This window comes from Synechococcus sp. CS-1326, from assembly GCF_025128115.1.
Lineage (GTDB): Bacteria > Cyanobacteriota > Cyanobacteriia > PCC-6307 > Cyanobiaceae > Regnicoccus.
Map to the genome: position 1 here is coordinate 140,492 of NZ_JAHLYV010000035.1, position 26,158 is coordinate 166,649.

The 26,158-nt window shown below is 65.5% G+C and carries 24 protein-coding genes; 11 read left to right on the forward strand and 13 right to left on the reverse strand.

The annotated features are described in order from the left end of the window. Window positions 1–38: 38 nt before the first annotated feature. Window positions 39–1,193, reverse strand: a complete 1,155-nt coding sequence (locus KQ307_RS14565; RefSeq protein WP_259728381.1) for an alanine--glyoxylate aminotransferase family protein — start codon at window positions 1,191–1,193, stop codon at window positions 39–41. An 89-nt stretch (window positions 1,194–1,282) separates the two neighbouring features. On the opposite strand from KQ307_RS14565, the gene cbiD reads away from it, so the two are divergent. The 5 genes from cbiD to mrdA all read left to right on the forward strand — a co-directional run bounded on the left by cbiD (window position 1,283) and on the right by mrdA (window position 6,978). Further along, window positions 1,283–2,437 (forward strand): cobalt-precorrin-5B (C(1))-methyltransferase CbiD, encoded by a 1,155-nt coding sequence (gene cbiD / locus KQ307_RS14570; RefSeq protein ID WP_259728382.1) that lies wholly within the window; start codon window positions 1,283–1,285, stop codon window positions 2,435–2,437. 31 nt (window positions 2,438–2,468) lie between these two features. Next, complete coding sequence (gene guaA / locus KQ307_RS14575; protein ID WP_259702593.1) at window positions 2,469–4,067, forward strand: glutamine-hydrolyzing GMP synthase; 1,599 nt, start codon at window positions 2,469–2,471, stop codon at window positions 4,065–4,067. Window positions 4,068–4,136: 69 nt separating this feature from the next. Next, on the forward strand, window positions 4,137–4,745 hold the full coding sequence (locus KQ307_RS14580) for a hypothetical protein (protein WP_259702592.1): 609 nt from the start codon (window positions 4,137–4,139) through the stop codon (window positions 4,743–4,745). A gap of 83 nt (window positions 4,746–4,828) precedes the next feature. Next, window positions 4,829–5,221: a hypothetical protein gene (locus KQ307_RS14585; protein WP_259702591.1), complete on the forward strand. Its 393-nt coding sequence runs from the start codon at window positions 4,829–4,831 to the stop codon at window positions 5,219–5,221. A gap of 5 nt (window positions 5,222–5,226) precedes the next feature. Then, the gene (gene mrdA, locus KQ307_RS14590; protein WP_259702590.1) at window positions 5,227–6,978 is read left to right on the forward strand and encodes a penicillin-binding protein 2; all 1,752 of its coding nucleotides are present in this window, start codon (window positions 5,227–5,229) and stop codon (window positions 6,976–6,978) included. On the opposite strand, the gene KQ307_RS14595 is transcribed toward mrdA, so the two are convergent. From KQ307_RS14595 to KQ307_RS14610, 4 genes are all read right to left on the reverse strand, one after another. After that, entirely contained in the window at window positions 6,963–8,096 is a 1,134-nt protein-coding gene (locus tag KQ307_RS14595; RefSeq protein WP_259702589.1) for a glycosyltransferase family 1 protein, read from the reverse strand. The genes mrdA and KQ307_RS14595 overlap by 16 nt on opposite strands. Before the next feature lie 46 nt (window positions 8,097–8,142). Then, window positions 8,143–9,339, reverse strand: coding sequence for an NAD-dependent epimerase/dehydratase family protein (locus KQ307_RS14600; protein ID WP_259702588.1), 1,197 nt, complete (start codon window positions 9,337–9,339; stop codon window positions 8,143–8,145). Between the two features lie 84 nt (window positions 9,340–9,423). Further along, entirely contained in the window at window positions 9,424–9,591 is a 168-nt protein-coding gene (gene psb34, locus KQ307_RS14605; protein WP_259702587.1) for a photosystem II assembly protein Psb34, read from the reverse strand. A 72-nt stretch (window positions 9,592–9,663) separates the two neighbouring features. Next, complete coding sequence (locus tag KQ307_RS14610) at window positions 9,664–10,497, reverse strand: thiazole synthase (protein WP_311133762.1); 834 nt, start codon at window positions 10,495–10,497, stop codon at window positions 9,664–9,666. A 65-nt stretch (window positions 10,498–10,562) separates the two neighbouring features. Here KQ307_RS14610 and KQ307_RS14615 point away from each other — a divergent pair, with 65 nt between their 5' ends. After that, window positions 10,563–11,120 (forward strand): hypothetical protein, encoded by a 558-nt coding sequence (locus tag KQ307_RS14615; RefSeq protein ID WP_259702586.1) that lies wholly within the window; start codon window positions 10,563–10,565, stop codon window positions 11,118–11,120. On the opposite strand, the gene KQ307_RS14620 is transcribed toward KQ307_RS14615, so the two are convergent. From KQ307_RS14620 to rpmI, 3 genes are read right to left on the reverse strand one after another with little or no spacing between them, the layout of a single operon-like run. Further along, complete coding sequence (locus KQ307_RS14620; RefSeq protein ID WP_259702585.1) at window positions 11,121–11,711, reverse strand: tetratricopeptide repeat protein; 591 nt, start codon at window positions 11,709–11,711, stop codon at window positions 11,121–11,123. It lies immediately after the preceding gene. 25 nt (window positions 11,712–11,736) lie between these two features. Beyond that, window positions 11,737–12,084, reverse strand: coding sequence for a 50S ribosomal protein L20 (rplT, locus tag KQ307_RS14625; protein WP_259728383.1), 348 nt, complete (start codon window positions 12,082–12,084; stop codon window positions 11,737–11,739). A 51-nt stretch (window positions 12,085–12,135) separates the two neighbouring features. Continuing rightward, entirely contained in the window at window positions 12,136–12,336 is a 201-nt protein-coding gene (gene rpmI, locus KQ307_RS14630; RefSeq protein WP_259702583.1) for a 50S ribosomal protein L35, read from the reverse strand. A gap of 96 nt (window positions 12,337–12,432) precedes the next feature. Between rpmI and KQ307_RS14635 the strand changes: the two genes are divergently transcribed. Together KQ307_RS14635 and KQ307_RS14640 are read left to right on the forward strand one after the other, a co-directional pair. After that, window positions 12,433–13,992 carry a SpoIID/LytB domain-containing protein gene (locus KQ307_RS14635; RefSeq protein ID WP_259728384.1) on the forward strand — a complete coding sequence of 520 codons (1,560 nt, stop codon included), beginning with the start codon at window positions 12,433–12,435 and terminating at the stop codon, window positions 13,990–13,992. 151 nt (window positions 13,993–14,143) lie between these two features. Next, window positions 14,144–15,556, forward strand: coding sequence for a glycosyltransferase (locus KQ307_RS14640; protein WP_399242223.1), 1,413 nt, complete (start codon window positions 14,144–14,146; stop codon window positions 15,554–15,556). Here the strand turns inward: KQ307_RS14640 and KQ307_RS14645 are convergent. Genes KQ307_RS14645 through tig form a run of 5 tightly spaced genes read right to left on the reverse strand, consistent with a single transcriptional unit; the run spans window position 15,553 to window position 21,539 of the window. Beyond that, entirely contained in the window at window positions 15,553–17,337 is a 1,785-nt protein-coding gene (locus tag KQ307_RS14645) for a DNA polymerase III subunit gamma/tau (protein WP_259728385.1), read from the reverse strand. The genes KQ307_RS14640 and KQ307_RS14645 overlap by 4 nt on opposite strands. Next, window positions 17,334–18,011: a lecithin retinol acyltransferase family protein gene (locus KQ307_RS14650; protein WP_259702580.1), complete on the reverse strand. Its 678-nt coding sequence runs from the start codon at window positions 18,009–18,011 to the stop codon at window positions 17,334–17,336. The genes KQ307_RS14645 and KQ307_RS14650 overlap by 4 nt, the downstream gene beginning before the upstream one ends. 19 nt (window positions 18,012–18,030) lie before the next feature. Further along, window positions 18,031–19,371: an ATP-dependent protease ATP-binding subunit ClpX gene (gene clpX, locus KQ307_RS14655; RefSeq protein WP_259728386.1), complete on the reverse strand. Its 1,341-nt coding sequence runs from the start codon at window positions 19,369–19,371 to the stop codon at window positions 18,031–18,033. A 52-nt stretch (window positions 19,372–19,423) separates the two neighbouring features. Beyond that, complete coding sequence (clpP, locus tag KQ307_RS14660) at window positions 19,424–20,104, reverse strand: ATP-dependent Clp endopeptidase proteolytic subunit ClpP (RefSeq protein ID WP_259702578.1); 681 nt, start codon at window positions 20,102–20,104, stop codon at window positions 19,424–19,426. 28 nt (window positions 20,105–20,132) lie between these two features. After that, window positions 20,133–21,539: a trigger factor gene (gene tig / locus KQ307_RS14665; protein ID WP_259728387.1), complete on the reverse strand. Its 1,407-nt coding sequence runs from the start codon at window positions 21,537–21,539 to the stop codon at window positions 20,133–20,135. A 542-nt stretch (window positions 21,540–22,081) separates the two neighbouring features. On the opposite strand from tig, the gene KQ307_RS14670 reads away from it, so the two are divergent. The 3 genes from KQ307_RS14670 to KQ307_RS14680 all read left to right on the forward strand — a co-directional run bounded on the left by KQ307_RS14670 (window position 22,082) and on the right by KQ307_RS14680 (window position 26,155). Continuing rightward, window positions 22,082–23,173, forward strand: coding sequence for an aspartate-semialdehyde dehydrogenase (locus tag KQ307_RS14670; protein ID WP_259702663.1), 1,092 nt, complete (start codon window positions 22,082–22,084; stop codon window positions 23,171–23,173). After that, complete coding sequence (gene dapA / locus KQ307_RS14675; RefSeq protein WP_259702576.1) at window positions 23,170–24,078, forward strand: 4-hydroxy-tetrahydrodipicolinate synthase; 909 nt, start codon at window positions 23,170–23,172, stop codon at window positions 24,076–24,078. The genes KQ307_RS14670 and dapA overlap by 4 nt, the downstream gene beginning before the upstream one ends. 97 nt (window positions 24,079–24,175) lie before the next feature. Further along, window positions 24,176–26,155: a ribonuclease J gene (locus tag KQ307_RS14680; protein ID WP_259702575.1), complete on the forward strand. Its 1,980-nt coding sequence runs from the start codon at window positions 24,176–24,178 to the stop codon at window positions 26,153–26,155. Window positions 26,156–26,158 lie beyond the last annotated feature (3 nt).

Below are 26,158 nucleotides of genomic sequence, written 5' to 3' on the forward strand. Positions count from 1 at the left end.
CAGCACAAACTAGCAAACCGTCTGCCCCCAGCTGGCCCCTATCCGCGGGCCAGTTCCGCTCCTGCGGCGGCCACTCCGGCGCCCACTTCCCCCGCTGAAACACCGAGAGCCTGAAGGGTGACCTCGATCGCCGCCACGGCGGTGAGGACATCACGGTCGCAGACGAAACCGAGGTGACCGATCCGGAACACCTTGCCTTTCAGGTGATCCTGGCCTCCAGCCAGAAGGATGTCGAACCGCTCCTTCACGGCTTTGCGCAGCACTTCCGCGTCGATTCCTTCAGGAGCCACGGCCGTGATCGAAGGACTGCCATGGCCCTCGGCGGCATAGAGCCCCAGGCCGATCGCCTTCATGCCCGCCTGGGCAGCGCGGCGATGGCGGGCATGGCGAGCGAAGATCGACTCCAGCCCCTCCTTCTGCATCATCTCCAGCGCCGCCTCCAGGGCGAAGTAGAGGTTCACCGGCGGGGTGAAGGGGTTGCTGTCCTTGGCTGCGGCTTTCCGGTAGGTGGCCAGATTCAGATAGAACTTCGGCAGGTCCGAGCGTTCCTGGGCCTTCCAGGCCCGCTCGCTCATCGCCAGGAAGCCGAGGCCGGGAGGCATCATGTATCCCTTCTGGGAGCCGGAGCCCACCACATCCAGTCCCCAGGCGTCCATGGGAACGTTGCAGGCTCCAAGGCTGGTGACGCAGTCAGCCACGATCAGGGCCTGGCCATGGGCTTGAACATGGCCGGCGATCGCCTCCAGGTCGTTGATCACTCCCGTGGAGGTTTCCGAATGGGTGAGGATCACGGCCCTGATTGTCTTGTCCGTGTCGGCTTCGAGGGCGTTGCGGAAGGCCTCCGGATCCAGTGGCTGCCCCCATTCGGCCCGGATCACCTCCACCTCAAGGCCATAGGCCTTCGCCACCTTCACCCAGCGCTCACCGAATTTGCCGTTGTCCCCGCAGAGCACCCTGTCGCCCCGGCTCAGCACGTTGATGATGCCGGCCTCCATCGCGGCGGTACCGCTGCCGGTGAGGGCCAGCACATCCGATTCGGTCTGATGCAGCCACTTCAGCTGGGCGGTGGTGCGTTTGACGATCGCCTGAAATTCGGCGCTGCGATGGCCGATCGGGTGGCGGCTCATCGCCAGCAGGACAGTCTCCGGCACCGGGGTGGGGCCGGGGATCATCAGGGTGAGCTTGTCCTGCATGGTGGGTGGTTGGAGGGTGAAAGCGCGGCAGCGCGATCACCCAGCATAAAAAAGGGCCTTCTGGCCCAACCGGATGTCGCCCTGCCCCAATGAACAGCACCGGTTACACCTTGCCGGTCTGGGTGGCGGCGGCGGCGCGGGCGGCGGTGCAGGTCCTGGTTGAGGAACCGGCCGGGGCGGGGAAGCCGGTCGAGCCGGCGCCCCTGTTGCAGTTGCTGGCCCCAGCGGGCCGGCAACCCGTGCCGGTGGAGGGGGCAGCCCGGCTGGGAGGAGGCGCGGCCCTGGGCATCAGCCGTTGCCAGCCCGGCGAGGGACTGGATCTCACCCGTGGCCTGGCGGTCTGGGTGGTGGCGAGTTCCTGGCAGCTGGCCATGGATCAGCCTGCCGATCCCGGCGGCGACTGGCTGAAGCTCGAGGCCGGTGAAGGGGTCGGAATCCATGCGGACACGGCGGCCCTCTGCCTGTCCACCTATGCCCGTGAGCTGCTCGAAGCCAACCTGCGTCCGCTCTGGCCCGCCGGCCAGGGGTTGCGGTTGCGGATCATCTTTCCCGAAGGCAGACGGCTGGCAGAGCGCACCAGCAATGCCGCCTTTGGCGTGGTGGAAGGCCTGGCCCTGATCGGCACCCAGGCCACTGTGCAGCGCAGCGCGGCTCCCGATCAGCTGGAGGCCTGCCTGGCAGAACTGCGCCAGCGAGCCGCCCAGCCCGGTTTCGATGGAGATCTGGTGGTGGTGATCGGCGAGAACGGGCTGGATCTTGCGCCGCAGCTGGGGCTGCCGGCGGAACGGCTGCTCAAGGCCGGCAACTGGCTGGGGCCGGTGCTGGTGGCGGCCGCCGAAGTGGGGGTTCAACGCCTGATCCTGTTCGGCTATCACGGCAAGCTGATCAAGCTGGCCGGTGGCATTTTCCACACCCACCACCACCTTGCCGATGGCAGGGCGGAGATTCTCACCAGCCTGGCGGCCCTGGAGGGGCTGACCGGCGAGCCGCTTGAGCGGCTGCATGCGGCGGCGACGGTGGAGGCGGCCCTGGCGGCTCTGGCCGGCCTCGATGCCGGCCTGGCGGCGCGGCTGGAGCAGCGCCTGGCTGACACGATCGAGCGGCGCAGCCAGGCCTATCTCTCCCGTTACGGCCCCTGGCCGATGCGGATCGGCGCAGTGCTGTTCGATCGCTCTCGCCAGCTGCGCGCCTGTGGGGTGGAGGGAAGGGCGCTGCTGGCGGCTTTCAGGCACCCTTTAGGGTGACTTGAAAGGGCCTGACCGCCGCAACGGTCGTATGTCGCAAGCTTCTTCATCCTGCGAACAGCCGGAATCCAAACGCCAGCCCGCCATCGTCATCCTTGACTTCGGCTCCCAGTATTCCGAGTTGATCGCCCGTCGCGTGCGGGAAACCGAGGTGTACTCCCTGGTGATGGCGTACAACACCAGCGCCGCCGATCTTCGCCGGATCGCACCCCAGGGAATCATCCTCAGTGGTGGCCCCAGTTCCGTCTACGCCGAGGGCGCGCCGGTCTGTGATCCCGCCCTCTGGGATCTGGGAATTCCCATCCTCGGGGTCTGCTACGGCATGCAGCTGATGGTTCAGCAGCTGGGTGGGGTGGTGGAAGCGGCCGGTCGGGGCGAGTACGGCAAGGCACCCCTGTTCGTCGACGATCCGATCGCTCTGCTCAGCCAGGTGGAGGACGGCTCCACCATGTGGATGAGCCATGGGGATTCCGTAGCAGCACTGCCGGCAGGATTCGCCACGCTGGCCCACACCGCCAACACTCCCGAAGCCGCCATCGCCGATCACCGACGCCATCTCTATGGCGTTCAGTTTCACCCGGAGGTGGTCCACTCCAGCGGCGGCATGGCGCTGATCCGCAACTTCGTCTACGGGATCTGCGGTTGCAAGCCTGACTGGACCACCGATGCCTTCATTGATGAGGCCCTGGCGGATGTCCGGGCCAGGGTTGGTGACAAACGGGTGCTGCTGGCGCTGTCCGGCGGCGTTGATTCATCCACTCTCGCGTTTCTGCTTCACAAGGCCATCGGGGATCGGCTCACCTGCATGTTCATCGATCAGGGATTCATGCGAAAGGGAGAGCCTGAGTTCCTCATGGATTTCTTTGATCGCAAGTTTCACATCCATGTGGAATACATCCATGCCCGCGATCGCTTCCTTGAAAAACTCACCGGTATTGCTGATCCTGAGGAGAAACGCAAGATCATCGGCACCGAATTCATCCGGGTGTTCGAAGAAGAGAGCAAGCGGCTCGGACCCTTCGACTTCCTCGCCCAGGGGACGCTCTACCCGGATGTGATCGAATCCGCGGGAACCGGGCCAGACCCGAGCACCGGCGAACGGGTGGCAGTGAAGATCAAGAGCCACCACAATGTCGGTGGTTTGCCCAAGGACCTCCAGTTCAAGTTGGTGGAGCCGCTGCGGCGCCTGTTCAAGGATGAGGTGCGCAAGGTGGGTCGCAACCTGGGCCTGCCCGAGGAGATCGTCCGTCGTCACCCCTTCCCAGGACCCGGCCTGGCGATCCGCATTCTTGGTGAAGTGAGTGCCGAAAAACTCAACATCCTGCGGGACGCCGATCTCATCGTGCGTGAGGAGGTGCAGGAGGCAGGCCTGTACCACGAGATCTGGCAGGCCTTCGCCGTGCTGCTGCCGGTGCGCAGTGTCGGGGTGATGGGCGACAAGCGCACCTATGCCTATCCGATCGTGCTGCGCTGCGTCTCCAGCGAAGATGGCATGACCGCTGACTGGTCGCGGCTCCCCTATGACTTGCTGGAGCGGATCTCCAACCGGATCGTCAATGAAGTGAAGGGGGTGAACCGGGTGGTGCTGGACATCACCAGCAAGCCTCCCGGCACGATCGAGTGGGAGTGAACCTTGTCCTGCGCCCAGGCTGGTGGCGCCGGCCTGGCTTCGATACCATCGGGCACCAGCCTGACCCCCGTGACCGTCGCCACCCAGCCGGATCCCCAGCTGCAGCGCCGTCTTCAACAGGACAGCATCCAGCTTGGCGCCAAGACAATTTTCCTTAATCCCTTCCTCTACTGGCGACGCTTTGACGCGAACACCGACCGCTGGCTGAGGGAGCCCGGCCAGCTCCAGGAAGAACAGATCCAGGCCAATCGCACGCGCTTCTATCCCGAGTTGCTCTGGGACGAGCTGTCGGACCAGGAGCGGCAGATCAAGGACGGGGCCGTGGAAATGTTCCTCAAGAGCCTGGAGCTGATCAGCACCTTCAACCCTGATCTGAGCGCCGGCCATCTGCTCGAGGTGGAACGGAAGATGGCCGTCACCAAGAAGCGTTCCTTCGAGCGCTGGGTGGAGAAGGCCCTGGGGCGACGGCTCAAGAGTGAGCAGAAGGAGCGGCGCCGTTTCGATCGGGAGCGCTGGTTGCGCGGCTGGGGCGAATGGCTCAGCCTGGATGTCACCCGACAGGCGCTTCTTCCCCTCACCACCCTGGTGGTCCTGGCGGTGCTGGCCGGTTCCTGGCTGGGATCCCGCCAGTTCTGCCGTCCTGGGCTTGTGGAGCCAGGCATTCAGCGCACGTTCTGAACAGGAGGAGGCTCAAGGCAGGCAGACTGGTCATCCAGGCCGGTGGGATCAGAACCACCCTGCCGCGCTCCGTTTCCCTCGCCATGGCTGCTGATCCCCTCGATGCCCTCAGGCTCTCGCTGATGCAGGACATCCTTCCGGTCGGCATGGCCGTTGTCGAGCGGGTCCGCCGCGGTGGGCCTCGCCAGGTGGTGGAAGCGTTCACCGGCTCGGATGACCCCCTGGGCCAGCTCAGGCAGGAGGGGGACCCGGCCGCCCGGGCCGTCCGGGAAAGCCTGGATCAGATCCAGCCGGGCCTGGGCAACCCGGTGATGAAGGTGGAGGTGCGTGACATTCCAACCAGCGAGGCGGTGGTGGCCAGTGGGGGCGGATCGGACCCCCAGGCTGACGCCGAGGCGGAGGGGGATGCCCTCAACGGCGCCCTGATCCGGATCGCTGATCGGCTTGCTGAGCTCCAGCGCAGGCTCGAGGCCTGATCGCGATGGGGAGCGGTCTGCTGCTCGGTCAGTCCCGTCAGGCTGGCATGCGCCACCAGCCCGCCTGGTTGCTGGGTCTGGTCCTGCTGGTCGCGGCGGCGATGGGGGCACGGCTGGCCTGGCTGCAACTGGTTCATGGCACCGAGAACAGGGTGCTGGCAGATCAGAACCGGATTCGCCTGGTGCCTCGCCACCCGATGCGGGGTCGATTGCTGGATCGCCATGGGGAGGTGCTGGCCACCAACCGCATCACCTACAACCTCTATCTGCGCCCCCTGGTGGTGACGGATGAGCGCTGGCAGCAGCTGCGCGGCCGGCTTGCCGACGTGCTGGGCGTGCCCGTCAGCCAGCTGGAGAGCAGGCGGCGGAGCGGTGGCCAGGGGGACGGCTACCGCATCGCTCTGGCCGGCCCGCTCAGCAGCGTGCAGGTGCTCCGCTTCAAGGAACAGGCCGCCGGCTTCGACGGCATCGATGTGGATGTGGATTACCTGCGCTCCTATCCCCAGGGTCGGCTCGCCGCCCACGTGCTCGGCTACACCAGCAGCATCAACGAAGAGGAGTACAACCGTCTTGAAAGCAGTGGTTACCGGGTTCAGGACCGCATCGGCCGCAGTGGCCTGGAGCGGGTGTTCGAGGGCCACCTGCGCGGCGAATGGGGTGGCCAGCAGCTGGAGGTGAATGCGGCGGGAGAGGTTCAGCGCGTGCTTGGGGACAAACAGGCGCGGGCTGGCAGGGATCTGCGCCTCACCATCGACCTGGAGTTGCAGCGGGCTGCGGAGCGGGCCCTCGATGGGGTGCGGAAGGGGGCGATCGTGGCGATGGATCCCCAGACCGGCGCCATCCTGGCGATGGCAAGCCGCCCGAATTTCGACCCCAATGTGTTTTCGGCCGGGCCGACGACGGCTCAGTGGAATGAGCTCAACCGACCCGAGGCACCGATGCTGGATCGTGCCCTTCAGGCGTTTCCACCGGCCAGCACCTTCAAGGTGATCAGCAGCCTGGCCGGCCTTGAGTCAGGTCGCTACGAGCCCGGCTCCACCATCCCGACCTCCAGTTCCTTCTGTTACGACGGCCAGTGTTATGCCGATCACGGCAGTTTCGGCAGCATCGGCTTTGCCAAGGCCCTGGCTGTGAGCAGCAACAGCTTCTTTTATCGGCTCGGTCTGAAGGTGGGGGCGACGGAGCTCTTCAAGGCGTCCCGGCGGCTTGGCTTCGGCAGTCCCACCGGCATCGAGCTCAACGAGGAGGAGAGTCCGGGGCTGTTGGGCGATCGGGACTGGAAGCGTCGAACCCTCAAGGAAGACTGGACATCGGTGGACACGATCACCTCGTCGATCGGCCAGGGCGCCGTTGCCGTCACACCGTTGCAGATGGCGCGGCTCTATGCCGCGATCGCCAATGGCGGCTGGCTGGTGACCCCCCACCTGGTGGACCGGCCCATGTCCAGGCAGTGGCTGGGCTTGAAGCCCTCCACCTTGGCGGTGTTGCGCCAGGGTCTGCGGGAGGTCGTCACCCAGGGCACCGCCACCCTGCTGAACATTCCCGGTCTGCCGCCTGTGGCAGGCAAGACCGGTACTGCCGAGGATCCGCCTCGCCAGGATCATGCCTGGTTCGGTGGTTATGCCCCGGCTGAAAAACCAAATCTGGTGATCATCGCCTTCGGGGAAAACAGTGGCGGTTACGGCGGCACGGTGGCGGCCCCGATGGTGAAGGCTCTGATGACCACCTGGTTTCGAGGTGCTCAGCCGACCAATTGAAGTCTGGGCCTGGCCACCTTGTCGTAGTAGGAGCGCAACTGGGCCGTGGCGCCTGTCCAGCCCCAGCGCTCCGCTTCCTGGCGGGCGGCCTGGCGCAATTGTTCACGGCGCTCCGGGCTGGCCAGCAGCCGTTCGGTCGCTGCCGTCAGGCTGGTGGAATCGTCGGGGTCGTACAGGCAACCGTTCACCCCGTCGGTGACGATGTCAGGGATGCCGCCGCGGTTGGCGCCGACCACCGGGCAGCCCGCCGCCATCGCCTCCAGCAAAACGAGGCCGAGGGTTTCGGTGCTGGAGGGGAACAGGAAGGCATCGGCGCTGGCGTAGGCGCTGGCCAGCTCTTCTCCGGCCAGGTAGCCCACGAAGGTGGTGGCACTGCCGGCGAACACCTGCTCCAGCTGGGGGCGATGGGGGCCATCCCCCACCAAGGCGAGTTGGGCGCCGGGCAAGGCATCGAGCACGGGACGGATGCGCTCGATCTGCTTTTCGGCTGAAAGCCGGCCCACGTAGAGCAGCAGACGTTGGCTGTCGTCACGCCCCCCCATCAGGGTGCGGCGCATGGCTGGATTGCGCAGGTCGGGGCGGAACAGTTCGGTGTCTACCCCCCGCTGCCACAGGGCCGTGTGCTGGATGCCCCGCTGGCTGAGTTCCTCCACCATGGCGGTGGAGGTGCAGAGATTGAGATCGGCCTGGTTGTGCGCGGCTTTGAGCAGTTCCCAGAGCAGGGGCTCCAGCATGCCCATGCCGTAGTGCTCCAGATACTTCGGCAGATGGGTGTGATAGCTGGCCACCAGGGGAATCTGGCGTGACTTGGCCAGCCAGATGCCGCCCAGACCCAGCACGGCGGGATTGACCACATGGACCAGATCGGGCGCGAAAGCCTCCAGGGCTTCGGCGACGGAGGGCCTCGGCAGAGCAAGCTTCAGTTCGGGATAAAGCGGCAGGGGCATCGCCGGCACCCCAATCACCCTGGCTCCCATGTAGAGCTGCGGTGCTCCCTCCGGGCAGAACACCAGCACCTGGTCACCTGCCGCCACCAGATGCTCCACCGTCTTGGTGAGCCGGGTCACGATCCCGTCCACCTTGGGCAGGAAGGTTTCGGTGAAAAAAACGATCTTCAAGGGGGGCGCTGCTCCAGGGGGGGCGAACTCGGAGTGGGAGCCAGGCTCAGGCCGTCGCCTTGACGGCCTGAGCCTGGGACGATGTCCAGGCGGAGACGCAGGGGATCCGGGCGCGATCACAGCGGTCGGCCCAACGGCGGGCCACATCCACCACTTCGGCCAGCAGCCCGTCATCAAGGGTGGTGGGCTTGAGACCCAGTTCGATCAGGCAGCGGTTATCAACGATCAGATCATTTTCGATCGCCTCCTTGCGGGGATTGGGCAGATGACTCACTTTGGCTCCGGTCACCGCAGCCACCTTTTCGGCCAGGTCCTTGACTTTGTGGCTTTCGGTCATCTGGTTGTAGATGCGGACTTTCTCGCCGGAGCCAGGCGGATTGGCGATGGCCAGTTCAACGCATTTCACCGAGTCGCGGATGTGGATGAAGGCACGGGTCTGGCCCCCGGTGCCGTGCACGGTGAGCGGGTAGCCGATTGCAGCCTGCATCAGAAAGCGGTTGAGCACCGTGCCGTAATCGCCGTCGTAGTCGAAGCGGTTGACAAGGCGGGGGTCCCGATCGGTGAGGTCGGTATTGGTTCCCCAGACGATCCCCTGGTGGAGATCGGTGACGCGAATGCTGTCGTTCTTGTTGTAGTAGAAGAACAGCAACTGGTCGAGCGTCTTGGTCATGTGATAGACGCTGCCAGGATCGGTGGGGTGCAGGATTTTCTCGCGGAAGCGGGTTCCATCGGGCTGGGGAACCTCGACGGTCAGATATCCCTCGGGAATGGTGGCGCCGCGGTGGGAGCCGTAGCCATAGACCCCCATCGTGCCGAGGTGGACGATGTGCACATCGAGCCCACTCTCGACGATGGCGCAGAGAAGGTTATGGGTGCCATTGACGTTGTTGTCAACGGTGTAGCGTTTGGTGGCGCTGCTCTTCATCGAATAGGGAGCAGCCCGCTGTTCGGCGAAATGAACGACGGCCCCAGGTTGCTCCAGGCGCAGCAGTTCGAGCAGGCTCTGGTACTGCTGAGCAATATCCAGATGCACGAAGCGGATCGGGTTGCCCCCCGTTTCCGCCCAGGCCCTCAGCCGATCCGGCAGGTTGGCGATCGGAGTCAGGGATTCCACGCCCAGATCGATGTCGATCTTGCGGCGGCTGAAGTTGTCGACGATCACCACATCGTGACCGCCATCGGCCAGATTCACGGCGCAGGGCCAGCCGCAGAAGCCATCGCCACCGAGAACGAGAACCTTCACGTCTGAACTCCTGCCGAACGAGCGAATGCTCCCTGCTGGCAAGCTACTACAGGCATCCGGCGGCTCCTCTCGGCTCCAGGCGCCTCAGCTGATCCGGACGGCCACCGCCACCATCCCCAGCACCAGGGCTGCCCCGCCGATCAGCAGCACCAGACTGGCCCTGCCGATCGATCCGCCGGATTCGACCAACAGGATCGGTGGTTCCTTGGCAAAGGCGTTCAACCTGCCGCCGTCTTCCCGGGTGACCGACATTCTGGAGACGAGGCGGAGAGCCAGAAACGCTATCGGCTGAGGCCGAGATCCCAGGGTTGCCTTGCGGGAAGTTCACGAAGAAGCCGTGCCGACCTGACCCACCAGCCCCTGGCGGGGGGAGCTGGGACTGGCCTGCGGCCGCATCGGCAACCGCCCAGCCCGCCAGGCGATCCTGCCGGCCTCGGTGGCCAGGGCCATGGCTTCCGCCATGGCGGCGGGATCACCGGCCAGGGCGATGGCGCTGTTGATCAGCACGGCGTCAGCCCCTATCTCCATGGCCTGGGCGGCCTCGCTGGGCACCCCGATGCCGGCATCCACCACCACCGGAACCCGAGCGTTCTCGATGATCAAGGCGATGTTGGCGGCGTTGCGGATGCCCTGGCCGGAACCGATCGGCGAGCCCAGCGGCATCACGGTGGCGCAGCCCGCCTCCTCCAGGCGTTTGGCGAGCAGTGGATCGGCATTGATGTAAGGCAGGACGGTGAACCCCTCGGCCACCAGCTGTTCGGCCGCCTCCAGGGTGCCGAACGGATCGGGAAGCAGATGGCGGCTGTCGGGGATCACCTCAAGCTTCACGAAGCTGTTCTCCTCCTGGCCGGCCAGTTTGGCCAGTTCCCGGCCCAGCCGCGCCACCCTGACCGCCTCCTCTGCGGTGGCGCAGCCGGCGGTGTTCGGCAGCATCCAGATCGTGCTCCAGTCGATGGCCTCGATCAACCCAGCGTGGCCGGCGGCGGCGGCCTGAACGCGCCGCACCGCCACGGTGACGATCTCGCAGCGGCTGGCGGCCAGGCTGGCCTGCATGGTGGCGAGATCGGGATACTTGCCGGTGCCGGTCATCAGGCGGCTGCCGAAGCGCTTCCCACCGATCAGCAGGGCATCCGCTTCGGCCGGTTCAGCTGCGGCCACGGCTGCGAGAGAAGGAAATGGCTCGCAAGCTTAGGGCTCAGCAGCGGCCTAACCTTGCGAAAAGGATGGTGATCGCTGTGGACTTCGTGCTTCCGCTGCTGTTGGCGGCCACTCCGGTTCCCGTCGGTGGGATGGTGCCTTTCCGCTTGCCGGATCCCGCCACGGTCGAATCGTTCCAGACGGACTTCGGTCCGGTGGAGACCTTTGATCCCATCGTCCGGGCTCAGTTGCTGGCCGATCAGCTCCCCCGGCTCTGGAGAGGCAGTTACCAGGCCTTCGGTTCCGCAACGGCGGTCCCGGTGGAGCTGCGGCTCGATGCTCTCAAGCCGATCGGCCAGGTCGTGGATCTGCGAGGCGTGATGACGATCGGATCGGTCACCACCCCTGTGCAGGGGAATCTCAACGCCAAATCGGATCAGTTCGAATTGCTGCCCCTGATCAACGATCTCAGCTCCGGTCTGGAGCCCGGCGGAGATTTTCTGGGCCTCCAGGGCTTGAGTCTTAGTGGCTGGAACGCACCGCGGTTGACCAATCTTGGTGGACGGCTGGTGCTGGCGCCGATGGCCGAGTCGAAACCGGTTTCTCCAGGCCAGGGCCCTGGGCCCATTCGTGGACTCTGGTGATCAGGCTCCGTTGGTCTTGGCCTGGGGCTTCATTCCTTTGCCCGGACCGGAGCTGTCTTCAGGTTGCCTCGGGTTGCGGCGATCGAGCAGTTTGAGCCGTTTCTGGGTGGTTTTGTTGCCTGGGTCGAGGCTGAGGGCCTGCTCATAGGCCTGACGGGCCTCTTCTGGTTTGCTCAGTCGCTCGAAGGCGTAGCCGAGGTTGTTGAGGGCAACGGGATAATCGGACTTGGCCTGCAGGGCGGCCTTGTAATGCCGGATCGCGGCCGTGTGATTGTTCTGGGCCGCGAGGGAAAACCCCAGGGCGTTCTGGATCAGGGCCTGGGCTTCCTGTGGTTCACCGCTCGACCGTTTCAGCGCCAGCTGGAGAGAGTTCACAGCCTGGGCATAGAGCCGTTTGCGTAACTGCACGGAGCCCAGCTCGTAGAGAGCGGCCGGGTCCTGCTGCACCCCTGTCTTGCCTTCACTCTCCAGGCGGGAGAGGGTCGCCTCATCGCGTCGTACCCGAACCAGCTGAAAGCCGATCACGAGCGCAGCGGCACCGAGCAGGACGATCAGTCCGATCAGGTAGGCCTGGGGCAGGAGAAGATCCATCGGGCCTCCCCGTCAGGGGGTCAGTTCAGGGATGGGCGACGCCAACCACGCTGGTGAAGCTGGCGGGGTCGGCCACGGCCAGCTGGGCCAGCATCTTGCGGTTGAGCTGCACGTCGGCTTTTTTGAGGCCGCCGATCAGGCGGCTGTAGCTCAGGCCGTTGAGGCGTGCAGCAGCGTTGATCCGGGCGATCCAGAGGCGGCGGAAATCACGCTTGCGACGACGACGATCCCTGTAGGCGTTGCAGAGGGCTTTCATCACCCGCTGGTTGGCTGTGCGAAACAGCTTGCTGCCGCTCCCCTGGAAACCGCGGGCGAGGCGCAGGACCTTGATGCGGCGTTTGCGGGCGACGTTGCCCCTCTTGACGCGAGACATGGATCAGTGACGGGGGGTTGGGTGGGTGCGGGTGAGGCTCAGGCGAGCAGCTCAGTTGGCGTAGGGGAGCATGCCCCTGACGTTCTCGACATCGCGTGCATCGACAACCGCCATCGTGCCGAGATAGCGCTTGCGCTTCGGGCTCTTGTGATCAAGCAGGTGATTGAGGAAGGCGCGGCGGCGCATGAATTTGCCGCTTCCGCTCAGTTTGAACCGCTTTGCGGCAGCTCTGCGGGTTTTGAGCTTCGGCATCTCGTCCGCTCGGGCACAAACAATCAAAGTACGACGTGGAAGTCCCTTCCGCCAACTCCCCCACCAAACCGGTCCCTATCCTCACCCTTCGCATCGATGCTTCGCCTGTCTTTTTCCCTCGCCAGTTCGGCCGGTCGTCTCGCTCCGGCGTTGCTTGCCATCGGCGCCACGCTGCTGGTCGCACCGGGTTGCCGCGCCGTTCCCGCTCAGGTGGCGCTGCACTGGCCCACCCAGCTGCCGCCCCCGCTTGAGAGCAACGACCCAGTGCTCTGGATCGCCCTCGCCTCCCGGCTGGGACCTGGGGTGGGGGGTGCGGCTCAGGCGCCACCACTGGTGCTGGAGGCAGCGACCGGTTCCTTGAGCCTGGTCGATGCGGCGGGGCGGCGACAGAGCGGCACCAGGCTTCGTCTGCGCTGGCGGGAGGTTCCCCTGGCGGAGCCGTTGCCGTTGCGGCGCAGCGTGCTGGGTCCTTTCGCCAGCTTTGAGAGTGCCGAGCAGGCGGCCAACACCTGGCGGGCCGCCGGGATCGCAGCCCAGATCGCCTACCCACTCGACTGGGAAGTGTGGGCTCCGGTGGATGCGACTCCCCCGAAAGGTTTCCAGGTCCGCACGGTCGAGCGGCTGATGACCAGCCGGCTCGGCCTGGAGGCCCCCGTGGCTGGATCGACTCCGATCCTGCTCGAAGGGCCCGTTCAGATCACCGCTCCAGGTGGTCTGCGCTGGCAGGGCGGCGTCTTCAAGGGGCCGTTTCGTCTCCAGCCCAATGCTTACGGGGGTTGGAGCCTGATTGAACAGGTGCCGATCGAGCGCTATCTGCTCGGGGTGGTTCCCCATGAAATCGGAGCCGCCTCTCCGGCGGCCGCCCTGGCCGCCCAGGCCGTGCTGGCGCGGACCTGGGCTTTGCGCAACCGCCATCGTTTCGCCACCGATGGCTATCACCTCTGCGCGGACACCCAGTGCCAGGTTTACGCAGACCCGCGCCAGGCCGGCGCAGCGGTGAGCCGGGCGATCCAGGCCACCCGGGGCCGGGTGCTCAGCTGGAAGGGTGAGCCGATTCACGCCGTCTATCACGCCACGAATGGCGGCATTTCGGCGGGATTCGAGGAGGTCTGGAGTGGCGTGGCCCTGCCCTACCTTCAGGCCCGCCCGGATGGGCCCGCCGGCTTTGCCAGGCGCTTCACCGTTCCGTTGGCGGCCCCGTTGCTGCCGACGTTGCTCAGCCAGGGAGGCCAGGCCTATGGCGCAGATCATCCGCGCTTTCGCTGGCAACGCCTGCTGAGCGCTGAGCGGATTCGAGCCGATCTCGACCGGGCCGGCGCCGGTGTGGGACTTCCCCTGCGGCTGAAGGTGCTGGAGCGCGGCCCGAGTGGGCGCGTGGTGGCCCTGGCCATTCAGGGCAGCACGGGGGAGCGGGTGCTTCGGCTTGACGCGATCCGGCGCACCTTCCGCCAGCTCCCCAGCACACTGTTCGAGCTGGTGCCGGATCGCCCCGGGTCGTGGCGATTCCAGGGCGGCGGATTCGGCCATGGGGCCGGTCTCTCCCAGGCAGGAGCGATCGATCTGGCCGCTCGTGGCTGGAGCCTCGAGCGGATTCTCGAGCATTACTACCCTGGCACCGACCTGCAGACCATCCCTTCCCTGGAGGGACGCCTTTAGAGTGCCTGGACTATGGCCTATGCGGCGTCGCGAGAAGTCTGCTCAAGGGATCCGTTGCAGCAATGCGCTTGAACGGGAAGTTGAACAAGGAGGTGCCCCAGACAGTGAACCAGAAAGGGATCGAGCAGCGCCTGGGGGCGTTGTGGCCGGTGTGACCCAACCCTTGGCAGGAGCAGCCCGACGTCGCGGCAAAGCGGCCATGTTCGTGATCCTCTGCAGTTGGGTCGGTGTCGCTCCGCACTGGCTTGATCCACCCCGCAACCTTCTGCCTGCCCTCAGCCTCAGCTTGCTGATCGCCACCTATGTGTTGCGCACGGTGCTTCGGCCGCTCTGGAGCGGACCTGCCGGCAAGCCTGCTCCAGCCGCCGCGGCGCCGGGGCAGGCTGTCGAGACGCTCTCCGGTCAGGCTGGGGACTGGCCGCTCGTGGATGTGGTGGTGGCCGCCCGGGATGAAGAGGCCGTCATCGGTCGCCTGGTCGAGCGCGTTGGCCAGCTCAGCTATCCCGCCGGCCGAATCCGGCTGTGGGTGATTGACGACGGCAGTGAAGACCGCACAGCCGAGCTGCTCGCCGAATTGGAGGGTCGAACACCTCAACTGACCGTGATCCGGCGCAGCCGGGAAGCCGGTGGGGGAAAATCCGGCGCGCTGAATGCTGTTCTTGAGCAGTTGCAGGGTCGCTGGATGCTGGTGCTTGATGCCGACGCAGGTCTCCAGGCTGATCTGCTCGAGCGCCTTGTCCCCTTTGCGGAATCGGCAGGCTGGTCAGCTGTGCAGCTCCGCAAGGCTGTGGTCAACACGGAGCGAAATCTGCTCACCAGGGCCCAGGCGATGGAGATGGCCCTGGACGCGGGCATCCAGGAGGGCCGCGTGCGCTCCGGTGGCATCGGCGAATTACGGGGCAATGGTCAGCTGCTTCGCCGTGACGTGCTGGAAGCCTGTGGAGGGTTCAACGAGGCCACCGTGACCGATGACCTCGATCTCAGCTTCCGGCTCCTGCTGGCAGGGCATCCGGTTGGCGTGCTCTGGGATCCGCCGGTGGAGGAGGAAGCCGTTCTCAACCTGGCCTCGCTCTGGAAGCAGCGGCAGCGCTGGGCCGAGGGCGGCCTGCAGCGCTTCTTCGATTACGGGCCTGGCCTGATCTCTTCCCGGCTTTCCCGCCGTCAGAGGGTTGATCTCGCCGTTTTCTTCTTCCTGCAATACGCCTTGCCGCTGATCGCGGCCTTCGATCTGTTCGCTGCCTTGCTGAGTGGAACGTCGCCGGCGATCTGGCCCCTGTCCTTCGTGGCGATCAGCCTCACCACCGCAGCCCTGGTGATCGGGTGCCGCCGGCCATCCGAGGGCCCTCCCCTGCCGGCACTGAACCCGTTCAGTGTTCTGCTGGCCATGACCTACTTCACCCACTGGCTCGTGGTTATTCCCCTCGTGGCGGTTCGCATGGCGGTGATGCCGAAACGGCTGGTCTGGGCCAAGACCCTTCATCTCGGGAGCCATCCCGACCAGCCTGCGGACGGCGAAGACGGTCAGCTCCCATCCGATTCCGATCTCTCCACCCAGACCACCTAATTCTCCGAGCTGCCGGCCTCGGCCTCGGGCTCCTCCAGGTCAACCACCTCGCCGTTGAAGAACTCGGCCAGCCGCTGGGCCTTCTCGGCCAGTGGCTGGCCTGGCGGGGATTGCCTTGGCAGGGATTGCCCTGGCAGGGGCGCTCCAGACGCCGTTGCTTCCGATGACGGAGCCGGCGGGGGACCGGCCGGCACGGGCACGGGCTGGGGTCGAGCGGCAGGCTGGGGCGCTCGCGTTGCAGGGACTGGCTGGCTGGTCGGCTCAGGTGGCTGTGGGGAGGCTTCCTGTGGTTCCAGCACCAGCTGGCGTGGGCTTCCCAGGGCGCTCTGCAGGGCCTGTTCCAGCAGCGGCTGGCGGCTCTGCACCATCGGCATCCAGTTTCCACTGACCCGCACCACGGCCCGCTGGTCGTCCAGGCGTACCAGGGAGGCTTGCTGGGACAGCAGCATGCGGGTGGAGGGCAGTGTCAGAAGGGAGAGAATCTGCTGCCACAGCTCCGGCAGGTTCTGGGCTGGAGGTTCGGCCGGGGTGGCCGTGGTCGGGGTGCCCGTGGCCGGGGGTGGCGGAGTTTCAGGACTGCGGACCTCCACCTCCCTGGCCACGGCCACGGCGACAGGTTCAAGGCGCTCGGGCTTTCCTGGCGGGGATTCCATGCCACTCCTGGCCGTCCCACTGCTGGCCGGCTCGGAGAGCAGCCCCAGCAGCAGCACTTCGAGCCAGAGCCGTGGCTGGATGCTGTGGCGCAACTGCTGTTCGCTGCCCCGCAGCTGGCTTTGCCAGCGCAGCAACCGCCCGTTGCCGAGCCTCTCTGCCAGCTCCGGGAGTTCTGGCCTGAACTGGGGCGAGAGGCTGCTCAGCTCCAGCCGGCCCGGGGCGGCCGCGGCCAGTACGAGGTCGCGGAGCAGGGAGGCCAGCCCCTGCAGCACCGCGGAGGGCTCGCGCCCTCGATCCAGCAGCAGACGGCAGGCTTCGATCAACACGAGCGGGTCGCCGGAGGCCAGTCCGGCTGCGAGGTGCAGCAGTTCCTGCTCCGGCACCGCTCCCAGCAGCTCCCAGATCGCGCTCGTCTCGATCGGGGGCGGAAGCAGGCTGAGCTGATCGAGCAGGCTTTCCGCGTCCCGCAACCCCCCCTGGGCCCGTTGCGCCACCATCTGCAGGGCCTCCTGGCTGATCTCGATCCGCTCTTCCGTGGCGATGAAGCGCAGATGGCCTTCGATGGCCGCCTGGGGAATGCGGCGAAAGTCGAAGCGCTGACAGCGCGAAAGGATGGTCGGCAGCACCCTTTGGGGGTCGGTGGTGGCCAGCACGAACACCACCCGGGGGGGCGGCTCTTCAAGGGTCTTGAGCAGGGCATTGAAGGCGGCGGTCGAGAGCATGTGGCACTCGTCGATCACGTACACCTTCCAGCGCGCCTGCACCGGCGCGAAGCGGGATCGCTCGATCAGCTCCCGGATGTTGTCGACGCCGGTGTTGGAGGCCGCGTCGATCTCGATCACATCAAGGGCGTTGCCGGCCGCGATCGAACGGCACAGCTCGCAGACGCCACACGGCTGGGCTGTGGGTCGATCGCTGTCGACGCAGTTCAGCGACCGGGCCAGGATGCGGGCGCTGGAGGTCTTGCCGGTGCCCCGCGGACCGCTGAACAGATAGGCCGGCGCAATCCGGTTCTGGAGCAGGGCATTGCTCAAGGTGGCAGCGATCGCCTCCTGACCCACCAGCTGGTCGAATCGCTGGGGACGGTACTTGAGGTGCAGGGGCTGGTAGGCCGGAGCCTCACTCATGGTGTCGGGTCGTCGCGGGTGGGCTTGGCCTCACTGAGCAGCCGCTCCAGCCGGTCCTCCAGCTCCTCCACCGTGGCGAGCTGATCGGCCAGGCTCTGGGCCTGCAGGCGCAGCTTGCCGAGCTGGTCGGTGCCCTTGTCCCCGGCCCACCACTGCTCCGCCTGCTCCAGCTCCTGCTCCAGGCGTTGCTGCAGCCGCAGTCGCAGCCCATCGAGCTGCTCCAGGCTCCGCTGGGCCAGCTCACGGCCGTGATCCAGGCTGAGTCCCTGGCGCAGCAGCAGCCGGATGGCCACCAGCAGAGCCGCCGGGATGAACTGCCCCACGGCAAGGGCGCCGAGGCTGCCGTTGCGCAACCAGTCCTCCACCTGGGTGCTGCGGTGGTGACCGGTTTTGCACCAGATCGCGAAGTGCTCACAATTGTTGAACACGAGGTTGTAGCGCTGTTCTCCGAGTCGGCCCATCGCTCGCCGCAGCGTCACCCCTGGCGCTGAGACGGCGGCGGAGTCGTAGGGAACCACAGCCACTGTTTCGCCGCGGCTGAAGACATCGATCGGGCTGCGCAGGATCTGGCGTCCTTCCAGGTAATGGGCCACGGTTCCGTCACCCAGGTCGATGCCGTGATGGTCGAAGAGGCCGTGCTGGCGAGGCACCTGCAGGTGATCAGCGGTTGCCATGGCGGGGTTTCTTCCGGCCTCAGGCCGACTCCTGCTGACTGATCACGCTGGGGTGGGTCAGCACCTTGGCCTTGCTGCGTTGTTCCACCAGCTCCCTGGTGACCAGGAAGGTGGTCACATCGGTGCTGGTGGGCAACTCGTACATCAGATCGAGCATCAGCTCCTCGACAATGCCCCGCAGGGCCCGGGCACCGGTGCGGCGACGATGGGCCTCCTGGGCGATCGCTTCGATCGCCTCGGGTTCGAACTCCAGCTGGACGCTGTCCATGCTCAACAGCGTCTGGAACTGCTTGACGAGGGCATCGCGCGGCTCGGTGAGAATGGCCCGGAGCGCCCTGGCATCCAGGGGTTCAAGCACGGCACTGACCGGCAGACGGCCGATGAATTCGGGAATCAGGCCGTAGCGGACCAGATCCTCCGGCTCCAGATGCCGCAGCACGTGGGTGGCCTGATGCTCCTTGCGGCTGCGGCCGCGGCCGTCGGTGGGCAGAAAGCCGATCGAATTGCGCCCCAGCCGTCTCTGCACCACGTCGTCGAGCCCGACGAAGGCCCCCCCGCAGATGAACAGGATCTGGCTGGTGTCGATCTGGATGCAGTCTTGATAAGGGTGTTTGCGTCCGCCCTGGGGGGGGACGTTGGCCACGGTGCCTTCCAGCATCTTGAGCAGGGCCTGCTGCACCCCTTCTCCGGAAACATCGCGGGTGATCGAAGGGCTTTCGCTCTTGCGGGCGATCTTGTCGATCTCGTCGATGTAGATGATGCCCCGCTGCGCCTGCTCCACGTCGAGGTCGGCCTTCTGAAGCAGCCGCAGCAGAATGTTCTCGACGTCTTCGCCCACATAGCCTGCTTCGGTGAGGGTTGTGGCGTCGGCGACGGCGAAGGGTACGTCAAGCAGTTCGGCCAGGGTCTGGGCCAGGAGGGTCTTGCCGCAGCCGGTGGGGCCGATCAGGAGGATGTTCGACTTGTGCAGCCGGGTGGCGGTCCGGTCGGTTTCCCCGTTGCCATCTCCATGCCAGGCCAGTCGCTTGTAGTGGTTGTAGACGGCGACGGCCAGCACTTTCTTGGCCTCCTCCTGGCCCACCACCTGCTGGTCGAGGAAGGCCTTGATCTGGGGAGGCTTGGGGATCGAGGCCAGGGTGGGGGCGGGTTTGCCGCTTTTCTTCGGGGTGGCCTTGCGGGTTGAGTCGGCCTGGGAGCGGCCGCCGCCCTGAACCTCAGCGAGCTCCTCATCGAGGATCTCGTTGCACAGGTCGATGCACTCGTCGCAGATGTAGACGCCGGGTCCGGCGATCAACTTCCTCACTTGCTCCTGGGACTTGCCGCAGAACGAGCACTTCAGATGGGCGTCGAACTTGGCCATCAGGCGGGAGCTTCGGAGCAAAGGGGAAGGTGAAGAGCCGAAACGCTCGGGTTCAGAGCGATGTCGCGTCGTCGAAAACCCGATCGATCAGCCCGTAGGCCACAGCTTCCGGTGGAGACAAAAAGTAATCCCGGTCAGTGTCCTCGGCAATCCTGGCCAGCGGCTGACCCGTGTGTTCCGCCATCAATCCATTCAGGGTGTCCTTGAGGTAGAGGATTTCCCTGGCCTGGATCTCGATGTCAACGGCCTGGCCCTGGGCCCCCCCGAGTGGCTGGTGGATCATGATCCGCGCATTCGGCAGGGCCAGGCGTTTGCCTTTGGCGCCACCGGTGAGCAGGAAGGCCCCCATGCTGGCCGCCAGTCCGTAGCAGATGGTGACCACATCCGGAGCCACCTGCTGCATCGTGTCGTAGATGGCCAGCCCCGAGGTGACCGAGCCGCCTGGGGAATTGATGTAGATCTGGATGTCCTTTTCGGGATCTTCCGCTTCGAGGAACAGCAGCTGGGCCACCAGGGAATCGGCCACCGCATCGTCGATGCCGGTGCCCAGGAAGATGATCCGCTCCCGAAGCAGACGGGAGTAGATGTCGAAAGCCCGCTCACCCCGCCCCGATTGCTCGACCACCGTGGGCAGGACCCCAGGGGCGGCCTGGGGAGTGGTGTCGCGGATGGCGGCAGGACGGCAGCCCTGCCAGCGGTTCTGAATCGGATGGGGACGAACGGCGTTGATCACGCAGCCAACTCGTATGGGGAGAGGGATTTCAATCTATGGCTGTCTCAGCCTCCGCCGCCGTCGGCTTGGCCCCGGCCTGCACCTCGTCTGCCTGAGAGGCCTCGATCTCCTGGGTCGGTTCAGGCTCTGATTCGGTGATGGTGCTGTTTGTTTCCAGCCAGCTCAGCAGCTTGTTGCGGAGGAGATCTTCCGCGACAGCTCCGCGCAGGCGCGTCGGATCGATGCTCTCGTTCTTGCTCAGGCCGGTGCGGACTTCCTTGAGCTTGGCTTCAATTTCGTCGTCTTCCACCGCGATCTGTTCGGCGCTGGCCAGGGCCTGAAGTGCGAACCCGCGCTTGAGCCGCTGTTCGGCCTCGGGCCGTGAGCTGTCGATCAGGTTGCGGACAAGTTCTGGAGTGAAGAGGCTCTTGACGTCCATGCCCTGCTGCGCCACCTGACTGGCGGTCTGCTCGATCAGGGCCCGGATCTCCTGCTGAATCAGGGTTTCGGGAAGCTCAACCTCCAGCTCCTCGACCAGCGCCTTCAGCAGTGCGTCCTGGCGGCCGGCGCGGGCGCGGCGCTCGGTGTCGTCCCGCAGGCGCTGCTCAAGGTCGGCTCGCATCTCGGCCAGGGTCGGCAGTTCGCTGGCCTGCTGCGCGAAGGCATCATCCAGCTCAGGCAGTTCACGGGCCTTGAGATCGTTCAGGGTGATCGTGAAGCTGGCTTCCCTGCCCCGGGCGACTTCCTGGGGGTAATCGGCTGGGAACTGGCAGGCAATGGTGCGGGTCTCGCCCGACTCCATTCCGAGGATTCCCTCCACGAAGCCTGGGATCATCCGGCCGTCCTCCAGTTCCACCTCCAGATCGTCGGCGCTGCCACCGAGGATCGGCTCACCGTTGTCGGCATAGGAACCGCTGAAGCTCACCACCGCCAGATCGCCGCTGGCGGCAGGGCGTCCCTCGACTGGAACCATGGCGGCGAGATCTCGGCGTGACTGCTCGATCAACGCATCCACCCGGGCAGGGTCAAACAGGATGGCTTCGGCCTGCGCCACCAATCCCTTGGTGGTTCTGAGGCTGGGGGTGGGCTGGATGTCCAGCTCAAGGGTGACGGTGAGCGTCTCACCAGGGCTGAACCTTGCCAGCAGGGCTTCAAAGCCCTCGCTCAGCTCCGGATTGCTGAGGGCGGCGATCTCCTCCTGCTTGAGGGCGTCGCGCCAGACACCGTCGACAAGATCTTCCAGGGCGGTGGCCCGGATCCGCAGAGGGCCGATCTGCTGCAACAGCACCGGACGGGGCACCTTGCCCTGACGGAAGCCGGGCAGGCGCACGCTACGGCTCAGTTTCGTCACGGCCGCTTCGTAGCTGGCCTGGGAGCGACCGCCGGGAATCTCCACTTCCAGGGCCAACCGGCTGCCAGGACGGGGACTGGTCTTGACCTTCAGGGCGGAGCTCATGGGCGGACCGGCCGGACCGGCGATGCAGGGCAGCCGTCGATCCTAGAAACCCATGCTGCCGCCACCCCAGTTCAGCCCGTTCAGCCGGGTCGTGATCGCGGGGAGCATGGCCTGACTGGGCGTATGATCATTTGAGAACAAAATGTGAGGTCCGGCTCCGCTGGGTCCCCACGCTTCCAGGATCACTTCCAGGAACAGTGCTTACTGGCTCTCAAGAGAAGCCAGCCTCCAAGAAGCCGATCCTCAGTTTTTTCACTTTCATTTCTTCACCCTGCCGTTTCTGATTTCAGGCCAGCTCTTCTTTTTCTCCCTGGACCTCCCTCGCTCCTGCGCCAGGCAATCCACCCATCGATCGGAACAGTCCTGATCGCCAGCCTCAACGTCCCGCAAGCTGATTTCCGAATCAATCAAGTTGCGTATCAGCTTCCTGGTTCCGCTTCAACGCTTCTGATCCAACACCTTTGATTCCAGACGTCGGATCCGATCCTCTGCCGCCAAGCCCAACTCCAAGCCCAACTCCAAGCTCAAGCCCTAGCTCTTCGCTGCCGTTGTCCTCCGTTTCGCCCTCCCCGTTCCTGCCCCAGCGGCCCCTGGTCGTCGCCGTGCTCGGCGCCACCGGTGCCGTTGGCCAGGAGTTGCTGGCCCTGCTGGCGGAGCGTCGGTTTCCGGTGGGGGAACTCCGGTTGCTTGCCTCGCCACGTTCCGCCGGTCAGCTCATCTCCTGGCAGGGCCGGGAACTGAGGGTGCAGGCGGTGACGACCGAAGCCTTGGCGGGAGTGGATCTGGTGCTGGCTTCGGCCGGTGGCTCGATCTCCAGGCAGTGGGCCCCCGTTGCGGTTTCGGCAGGGGCTTTGGTGATCGACAACTCCAGCGCCTTTCGCCTGGATCCGCTCGTTCCTCTGGTGGTGCCGGAGGTGAATCCCCAGGCCGCCACTTCCCATCAGGGAATCATTGCCAATCCCAACTGCACCACGATCCTGCTGACCCTGGCCCTGGCACCGTTGCAGGCGCGTCGGCCGATCGAGCGGGTCGTCGTGAGCACCTATCAATCCGCCAGCGGAGCCGGTGCCCGGGCGATGGAGGAGTTGCGGCAGCTGAGCCGCACCGTGCTCGACGGTGGTGATCCGATCAGCGCGGTGCTGCCCCATTCCCTGGCCTTCAATCTCTTTCTGCACAACTCGCCTCTGCAGCCCAATGGCTACTGCGAGGAGGAGCTGAAGATGGTGAATGAAACCCGCAAGATCCTTGGCTTGCCTGATCTGCGGCTCACGGCCACCTGTGTGCGGGTTCCTGTGTTGCGCGCCCATTCCGAGGCGGTCAACATCGCTTTCTCGGAACCCTTTCCGGTCGAGGAGGCCAGGGATCTGCTGGCGGCGGCGGCGGGTGTTGAGTTGATCGAGGACTTCGCGACGAATCGCTTCCCGATGCCAACCGATGTGACCGGTCGCGACCCCGTGGCGATCGGCCGCATCCGTCAGGACATCAGCGACCCCCGGGCGTTGGAGCTCTGGCTCTGCGGAGATCAGATCCGCAAGGGGGCTGCGCTCAATGCCATCCAGATCGCTGAACTGCTGCTGGAGCCGGCTCAGGCGATTCCCTCCCTGTCTGCCGTGTCGCTGGGAGGTGTTGCTTGAACGCGGTCCTCTCCAGCTCCACCATTCCATTCGGGCGGGTGGTCACCGCGATGGTCACCCCCTTCGCCGCCGACGGATCGGTGGATCTTCTCCAGGCCGGCCGTCTGGCCGAGCACCTGGTGAACCATGGCTCCGATGGCCTGGTGGTCTGTGGCACCACCGGTGAATCCCCCACGCTGAGCTGGGAGGAACAGCACGATTTGCTTGCCACGGTGAAGGCGGCGGTCGGGGAGCGGGCCCTGGTGATCGCCGGCACAGGCAGCAACTGCACCGCTGAGGCGGTCCAGGCCATCGGCCAGGCGCAGGACCAGGGAGCGGATGGTGCGCTGGTGGTGGTTCCCTATTACAACAAGCCTCCCCAGGAGGGGCTGGAAGCCCATTTCCGAGCGATCGCCATGGCGGCTCCAACCATGCCGGTGATGCTCTACAACATTCCAGGCCGCACCGGCTGCAGCCTTTCGGCCGAAACCACCGCCCGCCTGATGGACCTCCCCAATGTGGTGAGTTTCAAGGCGGCCAGCGGCAGCATCGATGAGGTCAGCCGGCTTCGCCAGCTCTGCGGGAACCGTCTGGCCATCTACAGCGGTGATGACGCCCTCACGCTGCCGATGCTCGCCGTCGGAGCGGTCGGGGTTGTGAGCGTGGCCAGCCATCTGGTCGGTCGCCAGATCCAGCAGATGATCCAGGCTTTTCTGGGCGGCGACCACCCTGGCGCCCTGGCCCTGCATGACAGGTTGCTGCCCCTCTGCCGGGCCCTGTTCTCCACCACCAATCCGATTCCCGTCAAGGCGGCTCTGGAGCTCGAGGGCTGGCCCGTCGGTTCCCCCCGCCTCCCTCTTGTTTCCGCCGACAGCGACGTGCGCGACCGCCTGACCACCGCCCTGGCTGCCCTGCGTCCCACCTGACGCCACGGCTCACCTCCGGCGCACCCTGGCCCGGAGATCTCTGCTTCAGGCCCCTCCAGTTTTCCCCTCCCCGGATTCACCCCGGATGTTCCAACCCATGAGCACTACCACCAACGGCACCAAGCCCACCCTGAGGGTGATTCCCCTCGGCGGCCTCCATGAGATCGGCAAGAACACCTGTGTGTTCGAGTACGGCGATGATCTGATGCTCGTCGATGCCGGCCTCGCCTTTCCCAGCGATGGCATGCACGGCGTCAATGTGGTGCTGCCTGACACCAGCTACCTGCGCGAGAACCAGAAGCGCATCCGGGGCATGATCGTGACCCACGGACATGAGGATCACATCGGTGGCATCCCCCATCACCTCAAGAACTTCAGCATTCCCGTGATCTATGGCCCGCGGTTGGCCATGTCGATGTTGCAGGGAAAGATGGAAGAGGCGGCGGTCACCGACCGCACCGTGATCCAGACCGTCAGCCCACGGGATGTTGTCAAGGTGGGACAGCACTTCCAGGTGGAGTTCATCCGTAACACCCACTCGATCGCCGACAGCTTCAGCCTGGCCATCACCACCCCTGTTGGTGTGATTGTGTTCACCGGCGACTTCAAGTTCGATCACACTCCTGTGGATGGCGAATTCTTCGACATCCAGCGCATGGCCCATTACGGAGAGCAGGGGGTGCTCTGCCTGTTCAGTGATTCCACCAACGCCGAACTGCCAGGTTTCACCCCCCCTGAACGGGCGGTGTTTCCCAATCTCGATCGCCACTTCGCCAGCGCAGAAGGCCGGGTGATCGTGACCACGTTCGCCAGTTCGGTTCACCGGGTTTCGATGATTCTCGAGCTGGCGCTCAAGCATGGTCGCAAAGTGGGCCTGCTCGGCCGTTCCATGCTCAATGTGATCGCCAAGGCCCGCGAGCTTGGTTATATCCGCTGCCCGGATGATCTGTTTGTGCCAATCAAGCAGATCCGTGACCTGCCCGATCGTGAAACCCTCCTGCTGATGACCGGCAGCCAGGGTGAGGAGCTGGCTGCCCTCAGCCGCATCTCCCGATCCGAGCACCCCCAGGTGCAGGTCAAGTCCACTGACACGATCATCTTCTCAGCCAGCCCGATTCCCGGGAACACGATCTCCGTGGTCAACACGATTGATCGGTTGATGATGCTCGGTGCCAAGGTTGTTTATGGCAAAGGAGAAGGTATCCATGTATCCGGCCATGGCTCCCAGGAGGATCACAAGCTGATGCTGGCTCTGACCAGGCCGAAGTATTTCGTACCGGTGCATGGCGAGCACCGCATGCTGGTCTGCCATTCCAAGACCGCCCAGTCGATGGGTGTGCCGGCTGATCACATCCTGATCGTCGATAACGGTGATGTGGTGGAGCTCACCCCTGATTCGATCCGCAAGGGGGATCCGGTCAAGGCGGGTATCGAACTGCTCGATGCCTCCCGCAACGGCATCGTCGATGCCCGGGTGCTCAAGGAACGCCAGCAACTGGCGGAAGATGGTGTGATCACCCTGCTCACCGTGATCAGCACCGACGGTGTGATGGGAGCGCCACCACGGGTCAACCTCCGCGGCGTGGTCACCACGGCCGATGCCCGCAAGCTCTCGATCTGGGCTGAGCGTGAGATCGGCTGGGTGCTCGAAAACCGCTGGAACCAGCTTTGCCGCCAGACCGGTGGCACCGCCCCGGAGGTGGATTGGGTGGGTGTCCAGCGGGAGATCGAAGTGGGGCTGCAGCGGCGACTGCGTCGCGAATTGCAGGTGGAACCCCTGATCATCTGTCTGGTTCAGCCGGCTCCCGCTGGCACACCCGCCTACAAGGGGCGGGCCGATGCTGAGCCGGATACCCGTCCGGCTGGTCGCTCTGGCCGGCAGGGTGGTCGCGAAACCAGCCGTGAAGTGATCCGCAATGTCGGACCTCGCAACGAGCCGGCTCCGGCCACCACTGCGGTGGCGGCTGTGGTGACCAAGGCACCGGTGATCGCCGCTGCCGTGATCGCCGCCCCATCGGAAGAGCCGGAGATGCCTGCCAACCGGGTGCGCCGCCGCCGCTCAACGGCCGCAGGCTGAGCG

Bases quoted from the DNA above. Each gene is read 5' to 3' on its own strand.
- KQ307_RS14565 (WP_259728381.1), bottom strand. From the start codon at position 1,193: ATGCAGGACAAGCTCACCCTGATGATCCCCGGCCCCACCCCGGTGCCG.
- cbiD (WP_259728382.1), top strand. From the start codon at position 1,283: ATGAACAGCACCGGTTACACCTTGCCGGTCTGGGTGGCGGCGGCGGCG.
- guaA (WP_259702593.1), top strand. From the start codon at position 2,469: ATGTCGCAAGCTTCTTCATCCTGCGAACAGCCGGAATCCAAACGCCAG.
- KQ307_RS14585 (WP_259702591.1), top strand. From the start codon at position 4,829: ATGGCTGCTGATCCCCTCGATGCCCTCAGGCTCTCGCTGATGCAGGAC.
- mrdA (WP_259702590.1), top strand. From the start codon at position 5,227: ATGGGGAGCGGTCTGCTGCTCGGTCAGTCCCGTCAGGCTGGCATGCGC.
- psb34 (WP_259702587.1), bottom strand. From the start codon at position 9,591: ATGTCGGTCACCCGGGAAGACGGCGGCAGGTTGAACGCCTTTGCCAAG.
- KQ307_RS14615 (WP_259702586.1), top strand. From the start codon at position 10,563: ATGGTGATCGCTGTGGACTTCGTGCTTCCGCTGCTGTTGGCGGCCACT.
- KQ307_RS14620 (WP_259702585.1), bottom strand. From the start codon at position 11,711: ATGGATCTTCTCCTGCCCCAGGCCTACCTGATCGGACTGATCGTCCTG.
- rplT (WP_259728383.1), bottom strand. From the start codon at position 12,084: ATGTCTCGCGTCAAGAGGGGCAACGTCGCCCGCAAACGCCGCATCAAG.
- rpmI (WP_259702583.1), bottom strand. From the start codon at position 12,336: ATGCCGAAGCTCAAAACCCGCAGAGCTGCCGCAAAGCGGTTCAAACTG.
- KQ307_RS14635 (WP_259728384.1), top strand. From the start codon at position 12,433: ATGCTTCGCCTGTCTTTTTCCCTCGCCAGTTCGGCCGGTCGTCTCGCT.
- KQ307_RS14645 (WP_259728385.1), bottom strand. From the start codon at position 17,337: ATGAGTGAGGCTCCGGCCTACCAGCCCCTGCACCTCAAGTACCGTCCC.
- KQ307_RS14650 (WP_259702580.1), bottom strand. From the start codon at position 18,011: ATGGCAACCGCTGATCACCTGCAGGTGCCTCGCCAGCACGGCCTCTTC.
- clpX (WP_259728386.1), bottom strand. From the start codon at position 19,371: ATGGCCAAGTTCGACGCCCATCTGAAGTGCTCGTTCTGCGGCAAGTCC.
- tig (WP_259728387.1), bottom strand. From the start codon at position 21,539: ATGAGCTCCGCCCTGAAGGTCAAGACCAGTCCCCGTCCTGGCAGCCGG.
- KQ307_RS14680 (WP_259702575.1), top strand. From the start codon at position 24,176: ATGAGCACTACCACCAACGGCACCAAGCCCACCCTGAGGGTGATTCCC.